The 16,987-nt window shown below is 63.9% G+C and carries 27 protein-coding genes; 26 read left to right on the top strand and 1 reads right to left on the bottom strand.

Annotation, left to right across the window (positions count from 1 at the left end; translation table 11 throughout):
• Positions 1 to 6 precede the first annotated feature (6 nt).
• The 24 genes from rplB to rplQ all read left to right on the top strand — a co-directional run bounded on the left by rplB (position 7) and on the right by rplQ (position 11,700).
• Entirely contained in the window at positions 7 to 837 is an 831-nt protein-coding gene (gene rplB / locus EKG36_RS14300) for a 50S ribosomal protein L2 (RefSeq protein WP_126485246.1), read from the top strand.
• 33 nt (positions 838 to 870) lie between these two features.
• Positions 871 to 1,146: a 30S ribosomal protein S19 gene (rpsS, locus tag EKG36_RS14295; RefSeq protein ID WP_072824351.1), complete on the top strand. Its 276-nt coding sequence runs from the start codon at positions 871 to 873 to the stop codon at positions 1,144 to 1,146.
• A gap of 17 nt (positions 1,147 to 1,163) precedes the next feature.
• A complete protein-coding gene (gene rplV, locus EKG36_RS14290; RefSeq protein ID WP_013330997.1) occupies positions 1,164 to 1,496 on the top strand; it encodes a 50S ribosomal protein L22 in 333 nt (110 codons plus the stop codon).
• Between the two features lie 11 nt (positions 1,497 to 1,507).
• Positions 1,508 to 2,206: a 30S ribosomal protein S3 gene (rpsC, locus tag EKG36_RS14285; RefSeq protein ID WP_126485244.1), complete on the top strand. Its 699-nt coding sequence runs from the start codon at positions 1,508 to 1,510 to the stop codon at positions 2,204 to 2,206.
• A gap of 15 nt (positions 2,207 to 2,221) precedes the next feature.
• The gene (gene rplP / locus EKG36_RS14280) at positions 2,222 to 2,635 is read left to right on the top strand and encodes a 50S ribosomal protein L16 (protein WP_071943806.1); all 414 of its coding nucleotides are present in this window, start codon (positions 2,222 to 2,224) and stop codon (positions 2,633 to 2,635) included.
• Positions 2,635 to 2,826: a 50S ribosomal protein L29 gene (gene rpmC / locus EKG36_RS14275; RefSeq protein WP_013331000.1), complete on the top strand. Its 192-nt coding sequence runs from the start codon at positions 2,635 to 2,637 to the stop codon at positions 2,824 to 2,826. The genes rplP and rpmC overlap by 1 nt, the downstream gene beginning before the upstream one ends.
• A 1-nt stretch (position 2,827) precedes the next feature.
• Entirely contained in the window at positions 2,828 to 3,088 is a 261-nt protein-coding gene (rpsQ, locus tag EKG36_RS14270) for a 30S ribosomal protein S17 (RefSeq protein WP_126485242.1), read from the top strand.
• Between the two features lie 52 nt (positions 3,089 to 3,140).
• Positions 3,141 to 3,512, top strand: a complete 372-nt coding sequence (rplN, locus tag EKG36_RS14265) for a 50S ribosomal protein L14 (RefSeq protein WP_075571386.1) — start codon at positions 3,141 to 3,143, stop codon at positions 3,510 to 3,512.
• 14 nt (positions 3,513 to 3,526) lie between these two features.
• Entirely contained in the window at positions 3,527 to 3,844 is a 318-nt protein-coding gene (gene rplX / locus EKG36_RS14260; RefSeq protein ID WP_126485240.1) for a 50S ribosomal protein L24, read from the top strand.
• Between the two features lie 18 nt (positions 3,845 to 3,862).
• A complete protein-coding gene (gene rplE / locus EKG36_RS14255) occupies positions 3,863 to 4,402 on the top strand; it encodes a 50S ribosomal protein L5 (protein ID WP_126485238.1) in 540 nt (179 codons plus the stop codon).
• 10 nt (positions 4,403 to 4,412) lie between these two features.
• Positions 4,413 to 4,718, top strand: a complete 306-nt coding sequence (gene rpsN / locus EKG36_RS14250) for a 30S ribosomal protein S14 (protein WP_126485236.1) — start codon at positions 4,413 to 4,415, stop codon at positions 4,716 to 4,718.
• A 32-nt stretch (positions 4,719 to 4,750) separates the two neighbouring features.
• Complete coding sequence (gene rpsH, locus EKG36_RS14245) at positions 4,751 to 5,143, top strand: 30S ribosomal protein S8 (RefSeq protein ID WP_126485234.1); 393 nt, start codon at positions 4,751 to 4,753, stop codon at positions 5,141 to 5,143.
• 9 nt (positions 5,144 to 5,152) lie between these two features.
• Entirely contained in the window at positions 5,153 to 5,683 is a 531-nt protein-coding gene (gene rplF / locus EKG36_RS14240; RefSeq protein WP_126485232.1) for a 50S ribosomal protein L6, read from the top strand.
• 9 nt (positions 5,684 to 5,692) lie between these two features.
• Positions 5,693 to 6,043 carry a 50S ribosomal protein L18 gene (gene rplR, locus EKG36_RS14235; protein ID WP_097790609.1) on the top strand — a complete coding sequence of 117 codons (351 nt, stop codon included), beginning with the start codon at positions 5,693 to 5,695 and terminating at the stop codon, positions 6,041 to 6,043.
• A gap of 11 nt (positions 6,044 to 6,054) precedes the next feature.
• The gene (rpsE, locus tag EKG36_RS14230) at positions 6,055 to 6,555 is read left to right on the top strand and encodes a 30S ribosomal protein S5 (RefSeq protein WP_126485230.1); all 501 of its coding nucleotides are present in this window, start codon (positions 6,055 to 6,057) and stop codon (positions 6,553 to 6,555) included.
• 5 nt (positions 6,556 to 6,560) lie between these two features.
• Complete coding sequence (gene rpmD, locus EKG36_RS14225; RefSeq protein WP_013331010.1) at positions 6,561 to 6,743, top strand: 50S ribosomal protein L30; 183 nt, start codon at positions 6,561 to 6,563, stop codon at positions 6,741 to 6,743.
• Positions 6,744 to 6,746: 3 nt separating this feature from the next.
• Positions 6,747 to 7,181: a 50S ribosomal protein L15 gene (gene rplO, locus EKG36_RS14220; protein WP_126485229.1), complete on the top strand. Its 435-nt coding sequence runs from the start codon at positions 6,747 to 6,749 to the stop codon at positions 7,179 to 7,181.
• A complete protein-coding gene (gene secY, locus EKG36_RS14215) occupies positions 7,182 to 8,513 on the top strand; it encodes a preprotein translocase subunit SecY (protein ID WP_126485227.1) in 1,332 nt (443 codons plus the stop codon).
• 29 nt (positions 8,514 to 8,542) lie between these two features.
• Entirely contained in the window at positions 8,543 to 8,656 is a 114-nt protein-coding gene (gene rpmJ / locus EKG36_RS14210) for a 50S ribosomal protein L36 (protein WP_008959154.1), read from the top strand.
• 123 nt (positions 8,657 to 8,779) lie between these two features.
• Positions 8,780 to 9,136 carry a 30S ribosomal protein S13 gene (gene rpsM, locus EKG36_RS14205; RefSeq protein WP_126485224.1) on the top strand — a complete coding sequence of 119 codons (357 nt, stop codon included), beginning with the start codon at positions 8,780 to 8,782 and terminating at the stop codon, positions 9,134 to 9,136.
• A gap of 39 nt (positions 9,137 to 9,175) precedes the next feature.
• Positions 9,176 to 9,562: a 30S ribosomal protein S11 gene (gene rpsK, locus EKG36_RS14200; RefSeq protein WP_013331014.1), complete on the top strand. Its 387-nt coding sequence runs from the start codon at positions 9,176 to 9,178 to the stop codon at positions 9,560 to 9,562.
• A 12-nt stretch (positions 9,563 to 9,574) separates the two neighbouring features.
• A complete protein-coding gene (gene rpsD / locus EKG36_RS14195; RefSeq protein WP_126485222.1) occupies positions 9,575 to 10,195 on the top strand; it encodes a 30S ribosomal protein S4 in 621 nt (206 codons plus the stop codon).
• 83 nt (positions 10,196 to 10,278) lie between these two features.
• Positions 10,279 to 11,277, top strand: a complete 999-nt coding sequence (locus EKG36_RS14190; RefSeq protein WP_126485220.1) for a DNA-directed RNA polymerase subunit alpha — start codon at positions 10,279 to 10,281, stop codon at positions 11,275 to 11,277.
• A 39-nt stretch (positions 11,278 to 11,316) separates the two neighbouring features.
• On the top strand, positions 11,317 to 11,700 hold the full coding sequence (gene rplQ / locus EKG36_RS14185; RefSeq protein WP_126485219.1) for a 50S ribosomal protein L17: 384 nt from the start codon (positions 11,317 to 11,319) through the stop codon (positions 11,698 to 11,700).
• A gap of 159 nt (positions 11,701 to 11,859) precedes the next feature.
• Here rplQ and uvrA read toward each other — a convergent pair whose 3' ends face one another.
• On the bottom strand, positions 11,860 to 14,721 hold the full coding sequence (gene uvrA, locus EKG36_RS14180; RefSeq protein ID WP_126485217.1) for an excinuclease ABC subunit UvrA: 2,862 nt from the start codon (positions 14,719 to 14,721) through the stop codon (positions 11,860 to 11,862).
• Positions 14,722 to 14,880: 159 nt separating this feature from the next.
• On the opposite strand from uvrA, the gene EKG36_RS14175 reads away from it, so the two are divergent.
• The gene (locus EKG36_RS14175; RefSeq protein WP_126485215.1) at positions 14,881 to 16,275 is read left to right on the top strand and encodes an MFS transporter; all 1,395 of its coding nucleotides are present in this window, start codon (positions 14,881 to 14,883) and stop codon (positions 16,273 to 16,275) included.
• Between the two features lie 93 nt (positions 16,276 to 16,368).
• Positions 16,369 to 16,971, top strand: a complete 603-nt coding sequence (gene ssb, locus EKG36_RS14170; protein ID WP_126485213.1) for a single-stranded DNA-binding protein — start codon at positions 16,369 to 16,371, stop codon at positions 16,969 to 16,971.
• Positions 16,972 to 16,987: the final 16 nt, after the last annotated feature.

Below are 16,987 nucleotides of genomic sequence, written 5' to 3'. Positions count from 1 at the left end.
CGGATCATGGCAATCGTCAAGACTAAACCCACATCCGCCGGTCGTCGCCACGTCGTCAAGATCGTCGGCGAGGAACTGTACAAGGGCCGCGCCTACGCGCCGCTGCTCGAGAAGCAGTCCAAGTCCGGTGGCCGTAACAACAACGGTCGCATCACCACCCGCCACGTGGGCGGTGGTCACCGTCATCACTACCGTGTCATCGACTTCAAGCGCACCAAGGATGGCATTCCCGCCGTCGTCGAGCGCCTGGAGCATGACCCGAACCGTAGCGCCCACATTGCGCTGCTGAAGTACATGGACGGCGAGCGTCGCTACATCATCGCCCCGCGTGGCGTGCGTGCCGGCGACCGTCTCGAGTCCGGCGTGAACGCAGCGATCAAGAAGGGCAACGCCCTGCCGCTGCGCAACATCCCGCTGGGTTCCACCGTGCACTGCATCGAGCTCAAGCCCGGCAAGGGCGCCCAGCTCGCCCGCAGCGCCGGGACCAGCGCTCAGCTGGTCGCCCGTGAAGGCAACTACGCCACCCTGCGTCTGCGCTCCGGCGAGATGCGCAAGGTGCTGGCGGAGTGCCGCGCGACCCTGGGTGAAGTGAGCAACTCCGAGCACAGCCTGCGTCAGCTTGGCAAGGCCGGTGCGAAGCGCTGGAGAGGCGTGCGCCCGACGGTTCGCGGCGTGGCCATGAACCCGGTGGATCACCCGCATGGCGGTGGTGAAGGCCGCACCAGCGGTGGCCGTCACCCGGTGTCACCGTGGGGTATGCCCACCAAGGGCCACAAGACCCGCAAGAACAAGCGCACCGACAAGCTGATCGTCCGTCGCCGCAAGGCCCGGAAGTAAGATCCAACGCCAAGACATTAAGAGGTAACGGCTGTGCCACGTTCACTGAAGAAAGGTCCTTTTATTGACCTTCATCTGCTGAAGAAGGTTGAGACTGCAGTGGAGAAGAACGACCGCAAACCGATCAAGACCTGGTCGCGTCGTTCGATGATCCTGCCCAACATGGTCGGGCTCACCATTGCAGTCCATAACGGTCGCCAACACGTCCCGGTGCATGTCTCCGAGGAAATGGTTGGCCACAAGCTGGGCGAATTCGCTGCCACCCGCACCTATCGCGGTCATGCGGCGGACAAGAAAGCCAAACGGTAAGCCAGAGAGGATTAGAGATGGAAGTCACAGCAAAGCTGCGTGGCGCTCGTTTATCCGCCCAGAAGGCCCGTTTGGTGGCTGACCAGGTGCGCGGTAAGCCGGTCGCCGAGGCGCTCGACCTGCTGACCTTCTCCCCGAAGAAGGCCTCCAAGCTGGTCAAGAAGGTGCTGCAGTCCGCCATCGCGAATGCGGAAGAAAACAACGGCATGGATATCGACGAGCTGCGTGTCTCGACCATCTGCGTCGATGAGGGCATGACGCTCAAGCGCATCCGGCCGCGCGCCAAGGGCCGCGCGGACCGTATCCTGAAGCGCACCTGCCACATCACCGTCAAGGTAGCCGAGAAGTAGGAGTCGACCAGATGGGTCAAAAAGTCAATCCGACAGGCATTCGCCTGGGTATCGTCAAGGACCATGCCTCGGTCTGGTATGCCGAGCGCGGCGCCTATGCCGACAAGCTGAACAACGACCTCGAAGTGCGTCGCTTCCTCGAGGAACGTTTGAAGAATGCGTCCGTGAGCCGCATCACCATCGAGCGTCCGGCCAACAACGCCCGCATCACCATTCACACTGCCCGTCCGGGCATCGTGATCGGCAAGAAGGGCGAGGACGTCGACAAGCTGCGTCGCGACGTCACCCAGATGATGGGCGTGCCGGTGCACGTCAACATCGAGGAAGTTCGCAAGCCGGAGCTGGATGCCCAGCTCGTCGCGCAGAACATCGCCGGCCAGCTCGAGCGTCGTGTCATGTTCCGTCGCGCCATGAAGCGCGCCGTCCAGAACGCCATGCGCCTGGGCGCCGGCGGTATCAAGGTGCAGCTCTCCGGTCGCCTCGGCGGCGCGGAAATCGCCCGCACCGAGTGGTACCGCGAAGGTCGTGTTCCGCTGCACACCCTGCGTGCGGACATCGACTACGCCACCTACGAGGCCAAGACCACCTACGGCATCATCGGTGTCAAGGTCTGGGTCTTCAAGGGTGAAATCCTCGGGGGCATCGAGGAGGTCCGCGCCAAGGCCAAGCAGCCGCAGAGCGCGCCCTCCAAGAAGAAAGGTTCCAGGTAAGGGGAGAGCGAGTCGATGTTACAACCCAAGCGTATGAAGTTCCGCAAGGTGCAGAAGGGCCGCAACCGTGGCCTGGCGCATCGCGGCAGCAAGGTGAGCTTCGGCGAGTATGGCCTCAAGGCCACCGGCCGCGGCCGCGTCACCGCCCGTCAGATCGAAGCCGGTCGCCGTGCGATCACGCGTCACGTCAAGCGTGGCGGCAAGATCTGGATCCGTGTCTTCCCGGACAAGCCGATTTCCAAGAAGCCGCTGGAAGTCCGGATGGGTAAGGGTAAGGGCTCCGTCGAGTACTGGGTCGCGCAGATCCAGCCCGGCCGTGTCCTGTACGAGATCGAAGGCGTTTCCGAGGAGCTGGCTCGCGAGGCATTCGCCCTGGCTGCCCAGAAGTTCCCGGTCTCCACCACCTTTGTGAAACGGACGGTGATGTGATGAAAGCCCAGGAAATTCGTGAAAAGTCAGCCGAGCAGCTCCAGGAGCAGCTCTTCGAACTCCTCCGCGAGCAGTTCAACCTGCGCATGCAGAAGGCCACCGGCCAGCTGAGCCAGACTCATCTGCTCAAGCAGGTTCGTCGGGATATCGCCCGCGTGAAGACTGTGCTCAACGAGAAGGCAGGTGTCTGAGATGGCCGAAGAAAACAAAGCCCGTACGCTCACTGGCAAGGTGGTGAGCGACAAGATGGACAAGTCCATCGTCGTGATGATCGAGCGTCGTGAGCGCCACCCGATCTACGGCAAGTACGTAAAGCGCTCCACCAAGCTGCACGCCCATGACGAGGCGAACCAGGCCAAGGCCGGTGACACGGTATCCATCGAGGAATGCCGTCCGCTGTCCAAGAAGAAGGCCTGGACCCTGGTCGAAGTCGTCGAACAGGCCAAGGGGTGATCGGCCGAGGCCGATCCAACCAGTGCAGTCAGATTAGGTTTGGAGAAAACCGATGATTCAGACTCAGACAATGCTGGATGTCGCAGACAACAGCGGGGCGCGCCGGGTGCAGTGCATCAAGGTGCTGGGCGGTTCTCACCGTCGCTACGCCCGCGTCGGCGACATCATCAAAGTCACGGTGAAGGAAGCCATCCCGCGTGGCAAGGTCAAGAAGGGCCAGGTCCTCAAGGCGGTGGTGGTTCGCACCCGTAGTGGCGTCCGTCGTAACGACGGTTCGCTGATCCGCTTCGATGGAAATGCGGCAGTTCTGTTGAACAACACCAACGAACAGCCGATCGGTACCCGTATCTTCGGGCCGGTGACCCGTGAGCTTCGTAACGAGAAGTTCATGAAGATCATTTCCTTGGCGCCTGAAGTGCTGTAAGGAGCGAGGCGGATATGCAAAAGATCAAACGTGACGACGAAGTGGTCGTCATCGCCGGGAAGGACAAGGGCAAGCGTGGCACTATCAAGCGCGTCCTCAAGGACGACCGCTACATTGTGTCCGGTGTGAACATGATCAAGCGTCACACCAAGCCCAATCCCATGGCGGGTAATCAGGGCGGTATCGTCGAGCGCGAGGCTCCGATTCACGCGTCCAATGTTGCCATCTTCAATCAGGAGACCGGTAAGGCGGATCGCGTCGGCTTCCAGGTTAAGGAAGACGGTACCAAGGTACGTATCTACAAGTCGACGCAAGCGCAGATCGACGCCTAACGCGAGTCGGGTAGCAAAATGGCGAACTTGAAAGAACGTTATCAGAACGAGGTGGTGGCTCAACTCAAAGAGCAGTTCAGCTACGCCAACGTGATGCAGGTACCCCGGATCACCAAGGTGACTCTGAACATGGGTATCGGCGAGGCGACCAGCGACAAGAAGCTGATCGACAATGCCATCGGCGACCTGGAGAAGCTCTCCGGTCAGAAGCCGCTGGTCACCAAAGCACGCAAGTCCATCGCGGGCTTCAAGGTGCGTGAAGGCTGGCCGATCGGGATCAAGGTGACCCTGCGCTCCGAGCGCATGTGGGACTTCCTCGATCGCCTGGTGAATATCGCGATCCCCCGCGTTCGTGACTTCCGTGGTCTCAACCCGAAGTCCTTCGACGGTCGTGGCAACTACTCCATGGGGGTGCGTGAGCAGATCATCTTCCCGGAGATCGAGTATGATAAGATCGACCGGATCCGTGGTCTGGATGTCACCATCACCACCACCGCCAACACCGATGAAGAAGGTCGTGCGCTGCTGAGCGCATTGAACTTCCCGTTCAAGAAATAAGGGTGGGATCATGGCAAAGAAAAGCATGGTAGAGCGTGAAGCGAAGCGCGCGAAGCTGGTGGCGAAGTATGCCGCCAAGCGTGCCGAGCTCAAGGCGATCATCCAGGACGTGAACGCTTCCGACGAAGAGCGCTTCGACGCGCAGCTCAAGCTGCAGCAGCTGCCGCGTGACTCCAGCCCGGTGCGCAAGCGTAACCGTTGCCGCGTCACCGGCCGTCCGCACGGCTACTACAACAAGTTCGGCCTCGGCCGCAACAAGCTGCGTGAAGCCGCCATGCGTGGCGATGTGCCCGGACTCAAGAAGTCCAGCTGGTAACGCCACGTAGAATCATCAGGAGCGCAACGTAAATGAGCATGCAAGACACTCTGGCGGATATGTTCACCCGTATCCGCAATGCGCAGATGGCCACCAAGGAGACGGTTTCCATGCCGTCCTCCAAGCTCAAGGTCGAGGTGGCCCGCGTGCTGAAGGAAGAGGGTTATGTCACTGACTACAGCGTCAGCGACGTGGCCAAGCCCGAGCTGACCGTGATCCTCAAGTACTTTGAAGGCAAGCCGGTCATCGAGCACCTGCAGCGGGCTTCCAAGCCGTCACTGCGCAGCTACAAGGGCAAGGACTCCCTGCCCAAGGTTGCCGAGGGCCTGGGTATCGCGATCGTCACCACCTCCAAGGGGGTGATGACCGACCGCGCGGCTCGCCAGGCTGGTGTCGGTGGTGAAGTCATCTGCACCGTATTCTAGGAGTTTGGAATGTCCCGCGTAGCCAAATATCCGGTTAAACTGCCCAGCGGCGTCGAGTTCAAGCTCGACGGTGATCAGCTGTCCGTCAAGGGCAGCCAGGGCACTCTGTCCATGACCGTCCACCCCGACGTGGCGGTCGCTCAGGAGGAGGGTCAGGTGACCTTCCAGCCGAGCGAATCCGCCAAGAGCTGGGCGATGGTCGGCACCACCCGTGCCCTGGTCCAGAACCTGGTCACCGGTGTGTCCGAAGGCTTCAGCCGGAGCCTCGAAATCAACGGCGTCGGTTATCGTGCCCAGGCCAAGGGCCAGACGCTCAACCTGACACTGGGCTTCTCTCACCCGGTCGACTACGAACTGCCTGAGGGTGTCACGGCGGAAACGCCGAAGAACACCACCATCGTGCTGAAGAGCGCGGACAAGCAGAAGCTCGGCCAGGTTGCCGCGGAAATCCGCGCCTTCCGTCCGCCCGAGCCCTACAAGGGCAAGGGTATCCGGTACGGCGACGAGCAGGTCCGCCGCAAAGAAGCCAAGAAGAAGTAAGGCAGGGTTATGAACGCGAAGAAAGAATCTCGTCTCCGTCGTGCCCGCCGCGCTCGCGCCAAGATCCGCGAGCTGGGCGTGTATCGCCTGTGCGTCAACCGTACCCCGCGCCACATCTACGCGCAGATCATCTCGCCGGATGGTGGCAAGGTCCTGGCCAGCGCTTCCACGCTGGACAAGGCTCTGCGCGAGGGTGCGACCGGTAACGTCGACGCCGCCTCCAAGGTGGGCGCGCTGATTGCCGAACGCGCCAAGCAGGCTGGCATCACCCAGGTGGCCTTCGATCGTGCCGGTTTCAAGTACCACGGCCGAGTCAAGGCCCTGGCCGACGCCGCTCGTGAAGGCGGCCTGGAATTCTAAAGGGTTTTACGATGGCGAAGAACGAACAGCAAAGCGGAGATCTGCAGGAAAAGCTCGTGCAGGTCAACCGTGTCGCCAAGGTGGTCAAGGGTGGTCGAATCTTCGGCTTCACCGCTCTGACCGTCGTCGGCGACGGTAACGGTCGTGTCGGCTTCGGCCGCGGCAAGGCACGCGAAGTGCCGGTCGCGATCCAGAAGGCCATGGACCAGGCGCGTCGCAACATGGTCAAGGTCAACCTGACCGGCGGCACCCTGCAGTACCCGGTCAAGGCCCGTCATGGCGCCTCCAAGGTGTACATGCAGCCGGCCTCCGAGGGTACCGGGATCATCGCCGGCGGTGCCATGCGCTCCGTGCTCGAGCTGGCCGGCGTCCATGACGTCCTGGCCAAGTGCTACGGCTCCACCAACCCGGTGAACGTGGTGCGGGCGACCGTCAACGGTCTGGCCTCCCTGCAGTCGCCGGAAGACGTGGCCGCCAAGCGCGGTCTGTCAGTCGAAGCGATCACGGGGTAAGGTCCATGTCAGCAACGATCAAGGTTACCCAGACCCGCAGCACCATCGGCGTGTTGGCCAAGCACAAGGCCACCATGAAGGGCCTCGGCCTGCGTCGCATCGGTCATACGGTCGAACTGGAAGACACCCCTGCCGTCCGCGGCATGATCCACAAGGTCAACTACCTTGTGCGTGTTGAGGGAGAGTAATCCATGAAACTCAATAGCCTGAGCCCGGCCCCGGGCTCCAAGCACGCCGAGAAGCGCGTCGGCCGTGGTATCGGCTCCGGTCTGGGCAAGACCGGCGGCCGTGGCCACAAGGGCCTCAAGTCGCGCAGCGGTGGCAGCGTGAAGCCCGGCTTCGAGGGCGGCCAGATGCCGCTGCAGCGTCGTCTGCCGAAGTTCGGCTTCACCTCCGCCAAGTCGCTGGTCTCCGAGGAAGTCCGCCTGGCCGAACTGGCCCGGGTCGAGGGTGACGAGGTCACTCTGGACACCCTCAAGCAGGCCAACGTGCTCAAGGACGCCACGCAGCATGCCAAGGTGATCCTTTCCGGCGATCTGAACAAGGCGGTTACCGTGCGCGGCATCAAGGTCACCAAGGGTGCCCGTGCCGCGATCGAAGCCGCCGGCGGCAAGGTAGAGGACTAAATGGCCAAGTCAGGAAACATGCCGGCGATGGGCAGCGGTCTGAGCGAACTCTGGGCGCGTCTGCGCTTCGTGCTCCTCGCCATCGTGGTCTACCGCATCGGTGCCCACATTCCCGTTCCCGGTATCAATCCTGACCAGCTTGCTGCCTTGTTCAGGGAGCAGCAGGGCACCATCCTGGGCATGTTCAACATGTTCTCGGGCGGTGCTCTGGAGCGCATGAGTATCCTCGCCCTGGGCATCATGCCCTACATCTCGGCGTCGATCATCATGCAGCTGCTGACCGCGGTCTCGCCTCAGCTCGAGCAGCTGAAGAAGGAGGGTGAGGCCGGCCGTCGCAAGATCAGCCAGTACACGCGCTACGGCACCGTGCTCCTGGCCTTCGTCCAGGCCACCGGCATGTCGGTGGGCCTGGCCAGTCAGGGCATCGCCTACACGGCCGATTTCAGCTTCTATTTCACCGCCGTCGTGACCTTCGTGTCCGGGGCGGTGTTCCTGATGTGGCTGGGCGAGCAGATCACCGAGAAGGGTATCGGCAACGGCATCTCGCTGCTGATCTTCTCGGGGATCGTCGCCGGCCTGCCCGGTGCCGTGGGCCAGGCCTTCGAGCTGGCCCGCAACGAGGGTGCCTGGAACGTGCTGCCGCTGCTGGCCCTGTCCATCCTGGGCATTGCCACCGTGGCCTTCGTGGTGTTCATCGAGCGCGGCCAGCGCCGCATCACGGTGAACTACCCGCGTCGCCAGGTCGGCAACAAGATGTATGCCGGGCAGAGCAGCTACCTGCCGCTCAAGGTGAACATGGCGGGCGTGATTCCGGCGATCTTCGCCTCGAGCATCCTGCTGTTCCCGGCCTCGCTGGGTCAGTGGGTTGGTGCCGGGGAAGGCATGGAATGGCTGCAGCGCGCGTCCCAGGCCCTCGGGCCGGGACAGCCGCTGTACATCTTGCTTTTCGCTGCGGCGGTGGTATTCTTCTGCTTCTTTTACACAGCGCTGGTCTTCAACCCCAAGGATGTCGCCGACAACCTCAAGAAGTCGGGGGCCTTCCTGCCGGGCATCCGCCCCGGCGAGCAGACCGCTCGCTATGTCGACAAGGTCATGACCCGTCTGACCCTGTTCGGTGCCCTCTACATCACCGCGGTTTCCCTGATGCCCCAGTTCCTGATCGTGGCCTGGAACGTGCCGTTCTTCTTCGGCGGTACCTCGCTGCTGATCGTGGTGGTGGTGATCATGGACTTCATGGCCCAGGTGCAGTCGCATCTCATGTCGCACCAGTATGACTCGGTGATGAAGAAGTCCAACCTGAAAGGCTACGGTAGCGGCGGCATCATGCGCTGAGGCGCGCCGCTGGCGAATTGGAGAGAACGATGAAAGTTCGAGCTTCCGTGAAGAAAATGTGCCGCAACTGCAAGATCATTCGTCGCAATGGCGCCGTGCGCGTCATCTGCAGCGAGCCGCGGCACAAGCAGCGCCAGGGCTGATTCCTGACGCTGTACTGAACCGGCGCCGGCATGCCCCTTGCCCTTTGTCAGGGAAAGGGGTATGCTGTTGCGCCTTTTGTAGATGATCCAACGAGCAAGCCGCTCAAATTTCGGAGTAAGCTGATGGCCCGTATTGCAGGCGTCAATATCCCGGACAACAAGCATGCGGCGATTTCGCTGACCTATATCTTCGGGATTGGCCGTACTCGCGCACAGGACATCTGTGTCGCGTCCGGCATCGCGCCGACCACCAAGATCCAGGATCTGTCCTCTGAGGAAGTGGACACCCTGCGTAGTGAAGTCGGCAAGTACACCGTTGAAGGCGATCTTCGTCGTGATGTGACGCTGAACATCAAGCGTCTCATGGACCTGGGTTGCTATCGTGGTCTGCGTCATCGTCGTGGTCTTCCGCTGAATGGTCAGCGTACCAAGACCAATGCGCGTACCCGTAAGGGCCCGCGCAAGCCGATCCGCAAATAACACGCACGTTCTGGCGTAACGACAGGAATAGACATCAACATGGCTAACCCGCGTAGCAACCGTAAGAAGGTTAAAAAGCAGGTGGTGGATGCCGTCGCGCATATCCACGCCTCTTTTAACAACACGATCATTACGATCACAGACCGCCAGGGCAACGCTCTCTCTTGGGCGACCGCCGGTGGTTCGGGTTTTCGTGGTTCTCGCAAGAGCACCCCGTTCGCTGCTCAAGTGGCAAGCGAGCGTGCAGCGACCGCTGCAGCCGAGTATGGTGTGAAAAACGTCGACGTGCTGGTCAAAGGCCCCGGTCCGGGTCGTGAATCCGCCGTGCGTGCACTGAATGCCGCCGGCTTCCGCGTGCAGAGCATCACCGACGCGACGCCCATTCCCCACAATGGCTGCCGTCCGCCGAAGAAACGCCGCGTTTAAGGAGACAGATTCATGGCTCGTTATATTGGACCGAAGTGCAAACTGTCTCGTCGTGAAGGCACCGACCTCTTCCTGAAGAGCGGTGTCACTCCCTTCGAGAAGAAGTGCAAATCCGAGCAGATTCCGGGTGTGCACGGCCAGCGTCGTCAGCGTATTTCCGACTACGGCTTGCAGCTTCGCGAGAAGCAGAAAGTACGTCGCATGTACGGCGTGCTCGAGAAGCAGTTCCGCAACTACTACAAGGAAGCGGCCCGCCTGAAGGGCGCGACCGGTGAGCTGTTGCTGCAACTGCTTGAATCCCGACTGGACAACGTCGTCTACCGCATGGGCTTCGGCGCCACGCGTTCCGAGGCGCGTCAGCTGGTCAGCCACAAGGCGATCGCCGTCAACGGCAAGGCCGTCAACGTGGCGTCCTACAAGGTCAAGCCGGGTGACGTGGTCTCCGTCCGTGAGAAGGCCAAGAACCAGGCGCGTATCCAGAACGCCCTGGGCATCGCCGCCAACCGTGGCGACGTGGCCTGGATCGAGACCGATGCCAAGAAGATGGAAGGCACTTTCAAGGCTCTGCCTGAACGCGGTGACCTGTCTGCCGACATCAACGAAAACCTGATCGTCGAGCTGTACTCGAAGTAAGCGGCCCCGCCGTGGCGCTCCCCGGCGACGGGGAGCGGCCTTCAGTACCGAGTATCCGTTTGGCAGCCTGAAAGGTATTCATAATGCAGCGTTCAGTGACAGAGTTTCTCCGTCCTCGCGACATCAAGGTCGAAGAGATCAGCGCACACCACGCGAAGATCGTGCTCGAGCCCTTCGAGCGTGGTTTCGGCCACACGCTGGGGAATGCACTGCGTCGCATCCTGCTCTCGTCCATGCCCGGCTGTGCCGTGGTGGAAGCCGAGATCGCCGGTGTCGACCACGAGTACAGCGCGATCGAGGGCGTCCAGGAAGATGTCATCGAAATCCTCCTGAACCTCAAGGACGTGGCGATCAAGATGCACAGCCGCGACGAGGCGGTGCTCTCGCTGAACAAGCAGGGCCCGGCCGTCGTGACCGCGGGTGACATCGCCCTCGACCATGACGTCGAGATCGTCAATCCCGAGCACGTCATCGCGCACGTCAACGAGGGCGCCGAGCTGAAGATGCAGCTCAAGATCGCCCGCGGCCGCGGCTACGAGCCGGCGGACGTTCGCGGCGAGGCGGACGACGAGACTCGTGCCATCGGCCGCCTGCAGCTGGATGCGACCTTCAGCCCCGTGCGTCGGGTTTCCTACTCCGTCGAGGCCGCGCGTGTCGAACAGCGCACCGACCTCGACAAGCTGATCATCAACCTGGAAACCGACGGCACCCTGGACCCGGAAGAGGCGATCCGTCGCAGCGCGACCATCCTGCAGGAGCAGCTGGCCGCGTTCGTCGACCTGGAAGCCGACAAGGAACAGGAAGTGGAGGAGGAAGAGGATCATATCGATCCGATCCTGCTGCGCCCCGTAGACGATCTCGAGTTGACCGTGCGCAGCGCCAACTGCCTGAAGGCCGAGAACATCTACTACATCGGGGACCTGATCCAGCGCACCGAGGTGGAGCTGCTGAAGACCCCGAATCTCGGCAAGAAGTCCCTGAATGAGATCAAGGACGTGTTGGCCGCCCGTGGTCTGTCCCTTGGCATGCGGCTGGAGAACTGGCCGCCGGCTAGCCTGAAGGACGACAAGGCCTCCGCGTGAGCGTCGACTCGAGTCCCAGTTTGGTAAGGAATCACAACCATGCGTCATCGTAAGAGTGGTCGTCACCTGAATCGTACCAGCTCGCACCGCCAGGCCATGTTCAAGAACATGAGCGTGTCGCTGGTCGAGCACGAAGTGATCAAGACAACCCTGCCCAAGGCCAAGGAGCTGCGTCGCGTCATCGAGCCGCTGATCACCCTGGCCAAGCAGGACAGCGTCGCCAACCGTCGTCTGGCCTTCAGCCGCACCCGCTCCAAGGAAGCGGTCGGCAAGCTCTTCAACGAGCTGGGTCCGCGTTACGCCGAGCGTCCGGGCGGTTACGTCCGTATCCTCAAGTGCGGCTACCGCACCGGCGACAACGCCCCCATGGCCTACGTCGAACTGGTCGACCGTCCGGTCGTCGAGGAAGCCGCCGAGGACTGATCCTCGTGCGCGCCTCCTGGGCCTCAGACGAAACCGGCTCCCCTTCGGGAGCCGGTTTTTTTGCGCCCGGCTTCGCCGGGAGTCGGAAGCCATAAGCTGTAAGCCAAAAGAAAACCCCGTCAGATGCTGTCCTTCGGGGGTCTATGCGGTGCTTACAGCTTAAGAGGCGGCTTCCGTCTCGGCCTTGGCGGCCGTGCCGCGTGCCAGCAGCGGCCTGAGGAAGCGCCCGGTGTGCGAGTCCTCGCGGCGGGCGACCTGCTCCGGGGTGCCCTCGGCGATGATCCGTCCGCCGCCGGAGCCGCCCTCCGGGCCGAGATCGATCAGCCAGTCCGCGGTCTTGATCACGTCCAGGTTGTGCTCGATGACCACGATGGTGTTGCCGTGGTCGCGCAGCCGGTGGAGCACCGTGAGCAGCTGGCGGATGTCCTCGAAGTGCAGGCCGGTGGTGGGCTCGTCGAGGATGTACAGGGTCTTGCCGGTGTCGCGCTTGGCCAGCTCCCGGGCCAGCTTGACCCGCTGGGCCTCGCCGCCGGAGAGGGTGGTGGCGCTCTGGCCGAGGCGGATGTAGGACAGCCCGACGTCCATCAGCGTCTGCAGCCGGCGAGCGATGGCCGGTACCGGGCTGAAGAACTCCAGGGCCTCCTCCACGGTCATCTCCAGAACCTCATGGATGCTCTTGCCCTTGTACTGGATCTCCAGGGTCTCGCGGTTGTAGCGCTTGCCCTTGCAGACATCGCAGGGCACATAGATGTCCGGCAGGAAGTGCATCTCCACCTTGATCATGCCTTCGCCCTGGCAGGCTTCGCAGCGCCCTCCCTTGACGTTGAAGGAGAAGCGGCCGGGCTTGTAGCCCCGGGACCGGGCCTCCTGGGTACCGGCGAACAGCTCGCGGATCGGCGTGAAGATGCCCGTGTAGGTCGCGGGGTTCGAGCGCGGGGTGCGGCCGATGGGGCTCTGGTCGATGTCGATGACCTTGTCGAGGTGCTCGAGCCCCTCGATGCGGTCATGGCTCGCCGGGGTCAGGGCCGTGGCTCTATTGAGCTCGCGAGCGGCGATGGGCATCAGTGTCGCGTTGATCAGCGTCGACTTACCCGAGCCCGAGACGCCGGTGACGCAGACGAAGAGTCCCAGGGGCAGCGTCAGGGTCACGTCCTGGAGGTTGTTGCCCCGGGCACCGGAGAGTCGCACCGTCTTCTCGGGATTGCCGGGGATCCGCCAGGGGGGCACTTCGATGCACTTCACGCCGGCCAGGTACTGGCCGGTGAGGGAGGCCGGGGTGGCCATGATCTGCGCGGGCGTGCCCTGGGCCACCACCTGGCCGCCGTGGACGCCGGCGCCGGGGCCGATGTCGAGCACGTGGTCGGCGGCGCGGATGGCATCCTCGTCGTGCTCGACGACGATCACGGTGTTGCCCAGGTCGCGGAGGTGCTCGAGGGTCTTGAGCAGGCGGTCGTTGTCACGCTGGTGGAGGCCGATGGAGGGTTCGTCGAGGATGTACATCACCCCCACCAGGCCGGCGCCGATCTGACTGGCAAGGCGGATGCGCTGGGCCTCGCCGCCGGAGAGGGTCTCGGCGCTGCGCTCCAGGTTGAGGTAGTCCAGGCCCACGTTGACCAGGAACTCGAGCCGTGCCTGGATCTCCTTGATGATCTTCTCGGCGATCTCGCCGCGCCGGCCGGGGAGGGCCAGAGCCTGGAAGTAGGTCAGGGCCTCGCCGATGGGCAGGTGGACCAGCTGGGGCAGCGGGCGGTCGTCGATGTAGACGTGCCGGGCCTCCTTGCGCAATCGACTGCCCTCGCAGGCCGGACAAGACTGGGTGGCGATATAGCGGGCCAGTTCCTCGCGCACCGCGCTGGACTCGGTCTCCCGGTAGCGGCGCTGCATGTTGGGCAGCACGCCCTCGAAGGGATGCTCCCGGGTGACCTTGCGGCCGCGGTCGTTGACGTAATGGAAGGCGATGGCGTCATGGCCGCTGCCGTGGAGGATGACCTCGCGTTCATGGCGGGCCAGATCCTGCCAGGGCGTCTCCAGGGTGAAGCGGTAGTGGTCGGCCACCGCCTGCAGCTGGTTGAAGTAGTAGACGCTGCGCCTGTCCCAGCCCTTTATCACGCCTTCGGCCAGCGACAGCTCGGGGTGGCTGATCAGCTTGTCCGGGTCGAAGTACTGCTGGACACCGAGGCCATCGCAGCTCGAGCAGGCCCCGGCGGGATTGTTGAAGGAAAACATCCGCGGCTCGAGCTCGGCGATGGAGTAGCCACAGACCGGACAGGCGAAGCGTGCCGAGAAGGCGATGTCGTCGGCCTCGCCGTCCATGAAGTGGACCAGGGCGATGCCATCGGCCAGGCCGAGGGCGGTCTCGAAGGATTCCGCCAGGCGCTGGGCCAGGCCCTCACGGACCTTGATGCGGTCCACCACCACGCTGATGTCGTGCTTGCGATTCTTGTCCAGCGGCGCGATATCGTCGAGCTCGAGCACCTGGCCGTCGACCATGGCGCGTACGAAGCCCTGGGCGCGCAGCTCGGCCAGCAGCTGCAGGTGCTCGCCCTTGCGGCCCTTGACCACTGGAGCCAGCAGCATCAGCTTGCTGCCCTCGGGCAGCCCCAGCACCTGGTCGACCATCTGCGAGATGGTCTGGGCCTCGAGGTCCTCGCCGTGCTCGGGGCAGCGCGGCGTCCCGGCGCGGGCATAGAGCAGGCGCAGATAGTCGTAGATCTCGGTGATGGTGCCCACGGTGGAGCGCGGGTTGTGGGAGGTGGATTTCTGCTCGATGGAGATCGCCGGCGAGAGGCCCTCGATATGGTCGACGTCGGGCTTCTCCATCATCGACAGAAACTGCCGGGCGTAGGTGGAGAGCGACTCCACGTAGCGGCGCTGACCCTCGGCATAGAGGGTGTCGAAGGCCAGCGAGGACTTGCCCGATCCCGACAGGCCGGTGACCACGATCAGCTTGTCCCGGGGCAGCTCGACGTCGATCTGCTTGAGGTTGTGGGTGCGGGCACCCCTGACCAGAATCCTGTCCATTCCCACCTCGCGAGACACGGCAAAAGGACGATTATACGTGGCCCCGCGCGGCCCCGGCAAAGCCCCGCCCGGCGCCGGCTTTCCCTGGGGGGCGGCGAGCCGCTAGAATATGCGGTCCATTCCGGTCCGCCAGCCTCCACCCACGGAACGTCATCCCCTATGCGAAAGGTCTCAGGACTGCTGTTAGCCTCGGAGCGCCGCGCCATCACCGGCCTGGCCGGCCTCTATGCCTCGCGCATGCTGGGGCTGTTCATGGTGCTGCCGGTGCTGGCCCTGCATGCCGACGACCTGGCCGGGGCCACGCCCCTGCTGGTGGGGCTGGCCCTGGGCGTCTACGGCCTGACCCAGGCGGCGCTGCAGATTCCCTTCGGCCTGCTCTCCGACCGCATCGGCCGCAAGCCGGTGATCGCCGGCGGCCTGGTCCTGTTCATGCTCGGCAGCGTGGTGGCGGCACTGGCCGACAGCATCGGCGGGGTGATCCTGGGGCGCTGCCTGCAGGGCAGCGGCGCCGTGGCGGCGGCGATCATGGCCCTGCTCGCCGACCAGACCCGCGAGCAGGTGCGCACTGCCGCCATGGCCACCATTGGCCTGTCCATCGGGGTGGCCTTTGCCGTGGCCATGGTGCTGGGGCCGCTGGTCTCGGCGCGCTACGGACTGGCGGGCGTCTTCTGGTTCACCGCTGCCCTGTCCCTGGTCGGCCTGGCCGTGCTGTGGCGGCTGGTGCCGCCGGCGCCGCGGCGCCGGGGCCACCGGGACGTGGGCCTCGACCGGGGGCAGCTAGGGACCATCCTGGGGCGCCTCGACCTATGGCGCATGGATGCCTCGATCTTCGCCCTGCACCTGATCCTGATGGCGATCTTCGTCGCCGTGCCCTTCCGGCTGGTCGAGGCGGGCATCGTCATCGAGCAACATGGCTGGGTCTACCTGGGCATCATGGCCCTGGCCTTCGTGGCCATGGTGCCGCTGGTGATTGTCGCCGAGAAGCGCCGCCGGATGAAGGCCATGTGCCTGGGGGCGATCGGTGCCATCACCCTGAGCCTCGCCGGCCTGGCGGGGCTTGCCGACGGTCTCTGGGCGCTGATGAGCTGGCTGCTGGTGTTCTTCACCGCCTTCAACCTGCTGGAGGCGACCCTGCCCTCCATGCTCAGCAAGCTCGCCCCGGCCGGGGCCAAGGGCACGGCGATGGGCCTCTACTCCACCAGCCAGTTCCTGGGGGCCTTCCTGGGCGGCGTGCTGGGCGGGGCCCTGTCCCAGCAGTGGGGGCTCTCGGCGGTGTTCATCGGCTGTGCCATGCTGGGGGTGGCCTGGTGGGGACTGATGATCGGCATGACACCACCGCGGCATCTGTCCAGCGAGGTGGTCGCGCTGGACGAAAGCCATCATGATGATGCCCTGGACACCCTGATGGCGCGCTTTGCCGACGTGGCCGGCGTCGAGGACGTGATGGTGGTACCCGAGGAACGGCTGGCCTATCTCAAGGTCGATCGCCAGCGCCTCGACGAGCGGGCCCTGGCGGAGCTGGTGGCCCCGGGCAAGGAGCGGGACGGCACCTGATCCCGCCGGGTCGCGAGACCCTGACACGGTGGCGAGGCCGGCCCGCCGGCCTCGCCGATTCAGCAGCATTATGCATTCGAGAAGGAGTCAACCATGGCCCGTGGCGTCAACAAGGTCATTCTCATCGGCAACCTCGGCCAGGACCCGGAAGTGCGCTTCACGCCGTCCGGCACCGCGGTGGCCAACCTCAACCTCGCGACCACTGACACCTGGACCGATCGCCAGAGCGGCCAACGTCAGGAACGCACCGAGTGGCACCGGGTGGTGATGTTCAACAAGCTCGCCGAGATCTCCCAGCAGTATCTGCGCAAGGGCTCGCGGGTCTACGTCGAGGGCCGCCTGCAGACCCGCAAGTGGCAGGACCAGAACGGCCAGGACAAGTACAGCACCGAGATCGTCGCCAACGACATGCAGATGCTCGACTCCCGCAGCGGCGGCGAGATGGGCGGCGGCATGCCCCCGCAGGGCGGCAACTTCGGTGGCCAGCCCCAGCAGGGCGGTGGCTTCGGCGGCCAGCAGCAGGGCGGCAACTTCGGTGGCCAGCCCCAGCAGGGCGGCAACTACGGCGGTGGCCAGCCCCAGCGCCCGGCCCCCCAGCCGGCGCCCAACCAGGGCGGTGGTCAGCAGCAGGGCGGCAACTACGGGGCCCCGGATCCGGGCAGCTTCGACGACTTCGACGACGAGATCCCCTTTTGATCAAGCCCGTCCTCGG

The organism is Halomonas nitroreducens, assembly GCF_003966155.1.
Taxonomy (GTDB): domain Bacteria; phylum Pseudomonadota; class Gammaproteobacteria; order Pseudomonadales; family Halomonadaceae; genus Halomonas; species Halomonas nitroreducens.
The sequence above is the reverse complement of the archived record's forward strand: the minus strand, read 5'-3'. Positions and strand labels throughout refer to the sequence as shown.

What these genes read in the sequence shown, in the direction of transcription:
- rplB (WP_126485246.1), top strand. Translation starts at nt 7, where the DNA reads ATGGCAATCGTCAAGACTAAACCCACATCCGCCGGTCGTCGCCACGTC.
- rplV (WP_013330997.1), top strand. Translation starts at nt 1,164, where the DNA reads ATGGAAGTCACAGCAAAGCTGCGTGGCGCTCGTTTATCCGCCCAGAAG.
- rpsC (WP_126485244.1), top strand. Translation starts at nt 1,508, where the DNA reads ATGGGTCAAAAAGTCAATCCGACAGGCATTCGCCTGGGTATCGTCAAG.
- rplP (WP_071943806.1), top strand. Translation starts at nt 2,222, where the DNA reads ATGTTACAACCCAAGCGTATGAAGTTCCGCAAGGTGCAGAAGGGCCGC.
- rpmC (WP_013331000.1), top strand. Translation starts at nt 2,635, where the DNA reads ATGAAAGCCCAGGAAATTCGTGAAAAGTCAGCCGAGCAGCTCCAGGAG.
- rpsQ (WP_126485242.1), top strand. Translation starts at nt 2,828, where the DNA reads ATGGCCGAAGAAAACAAAGCCCGTACGCTCACTGGCAAGGTGGTGAGC.
- rplN (WP_075571386.1), top strand. Translation starts at nt 3,141, where the DNA reads ATGATTCAGACTCAGACAATGCTGGATGTCGCAGACAACAGCGGGGCG.
- rplX (WP_126485240.1), top strand. Translation starts at nt 3,527, where the DNA reads ATGCAAAAGATCAAACGTGACGACGAAGTGGTCGTCATCGCCGGGAAG.
- rplE (WP_126485238.1), top strand. Translation starts at nt 3,863, where the DNA reads ATGGCGAACTTGAAAGAACGTTATCAGAACGAGGTGGTGGCTCAACTC.
- rpsN (WP_126485236.1), top strand. Translation starts at nt 4,413, where the DNA reads ATGGCAAAGAAAAGCATGGTAGAGCGTGAAGCGAAGCGCGCGAAGCTG.
- rpsH (WP_126485234.1), top strand. Translation starts at nt 4,751, where the DNA reads ATGAGCATGCAAGACACTCTGGCGGATATGTTCACCCGTATCCGCAAT.
- rplF (WP_126485232.1), top strand. Translation starts at nt 5,153, where the DNA reads ATGTCCCGCGTAGCCAAATATCCGGTTAAACTGCCCAGCGGCGTCGAG.
- rplR (WP_097790609.1), top strand. Translation starts at nt 5,693, where the DNA reads ATGAACGCGAAGAAAGAATCTCGTCTCCGTCGTGCCCGCCGCGCTCGC.
- rpsE (WP_126485230.1), top strand. Translation starts at nt 6,055, where the DNA reads ATGGCGAAGAACGAACAGCAAAGCGGAGATCTGCAGGAAAAGCTCGTG.
- rpmD (WP_013331010.1), top strand. Translation starts at nt 6,561, where the DNA reads ATGTCAGCAACGATCAAGGTTACCCAGACCCGCAGCACCATCGGCGTG.
- rplO (WP_126485229.1), top strand. Translation starts at nt 6,747, where the DNA reads ATGAAACTCAATAGCCTGAGCCCGGCCCCGGGCTCCAAGCACGCCGAG.
- secY (WP_126485227.1), top strand. Translation starts at nt 7,182, where the DNA reads ATGGCCAAGTCAGGAAACATGCCGGCGATGGGCAGCGGTCTGAGCGAA.
- rpmJ (WP_008959154.1), top strand. Translation starts at nt 8,543, where the DNA reads ATGAAAGTTCGAGCTTCCGTGAAGAAAATGTGCCGCAACTGCAAGATC.
- rpsM (WP_126485224.1), top strand. Translation starts at nt 8,780, where the DNA reads ATGGCCCGTATTGCAGGCGTCAATATCCCGGACAACAAGCATGCGGCG.
- rpsK (WP_013331014.1), top strand. Translation starts at nt 9,176, where the DNA reads ATGGCTAACCCGCGTAGCAACCGTAAGAAGGTTAAAAAGCAGGTGGTG.
- rpsD (WP_126485222.1), top strand. Translation starts at nt 9,575, where the DNA reads ATGGCTCGTTATATTGGACCGAAGTGCAAACTGTCTCGTCGTGAAGGC.
- EKG36_RS14190 (WP_126485220.1), top strand. Translation starts at nt 10,279, where the DNA reads ATGCAGCGTTCAGTGACAGAGTTTCTCCGTCCTCGCGACATCAAGGTC.
- rplQ (WP_126485219.1), top strand. Translation starts at nt 11,317, where the DNA reads ATGCGTCATCGTAAGAGTGGTCGTCACCTGAATCGTACCAGCTCGCAC.
- uvrA (WP_126485217.1), bottom strand. Translation starts at nt 14,721, where the DNA reads ATGGACAGGATTCTGGTCAGGGGTGCCCGCACCCACAACCTCAAGCAG.
- EKG36_RS14175 (WP_126485215.1), top strand. Translation starts at nt 14,881, where the DNA reads ATGCGAAAGGTCTCAGGACTGCTGTTAGCCTCGGAGCGCCGCGCCATC.
- ssb (WP_126485213.1), top strand. Translation starts at nt 16,369, where the DNA reads ATGGCCCGTGGCGTCAACAAGGTCATTCTCATCGGCAACCTCGGCCAG.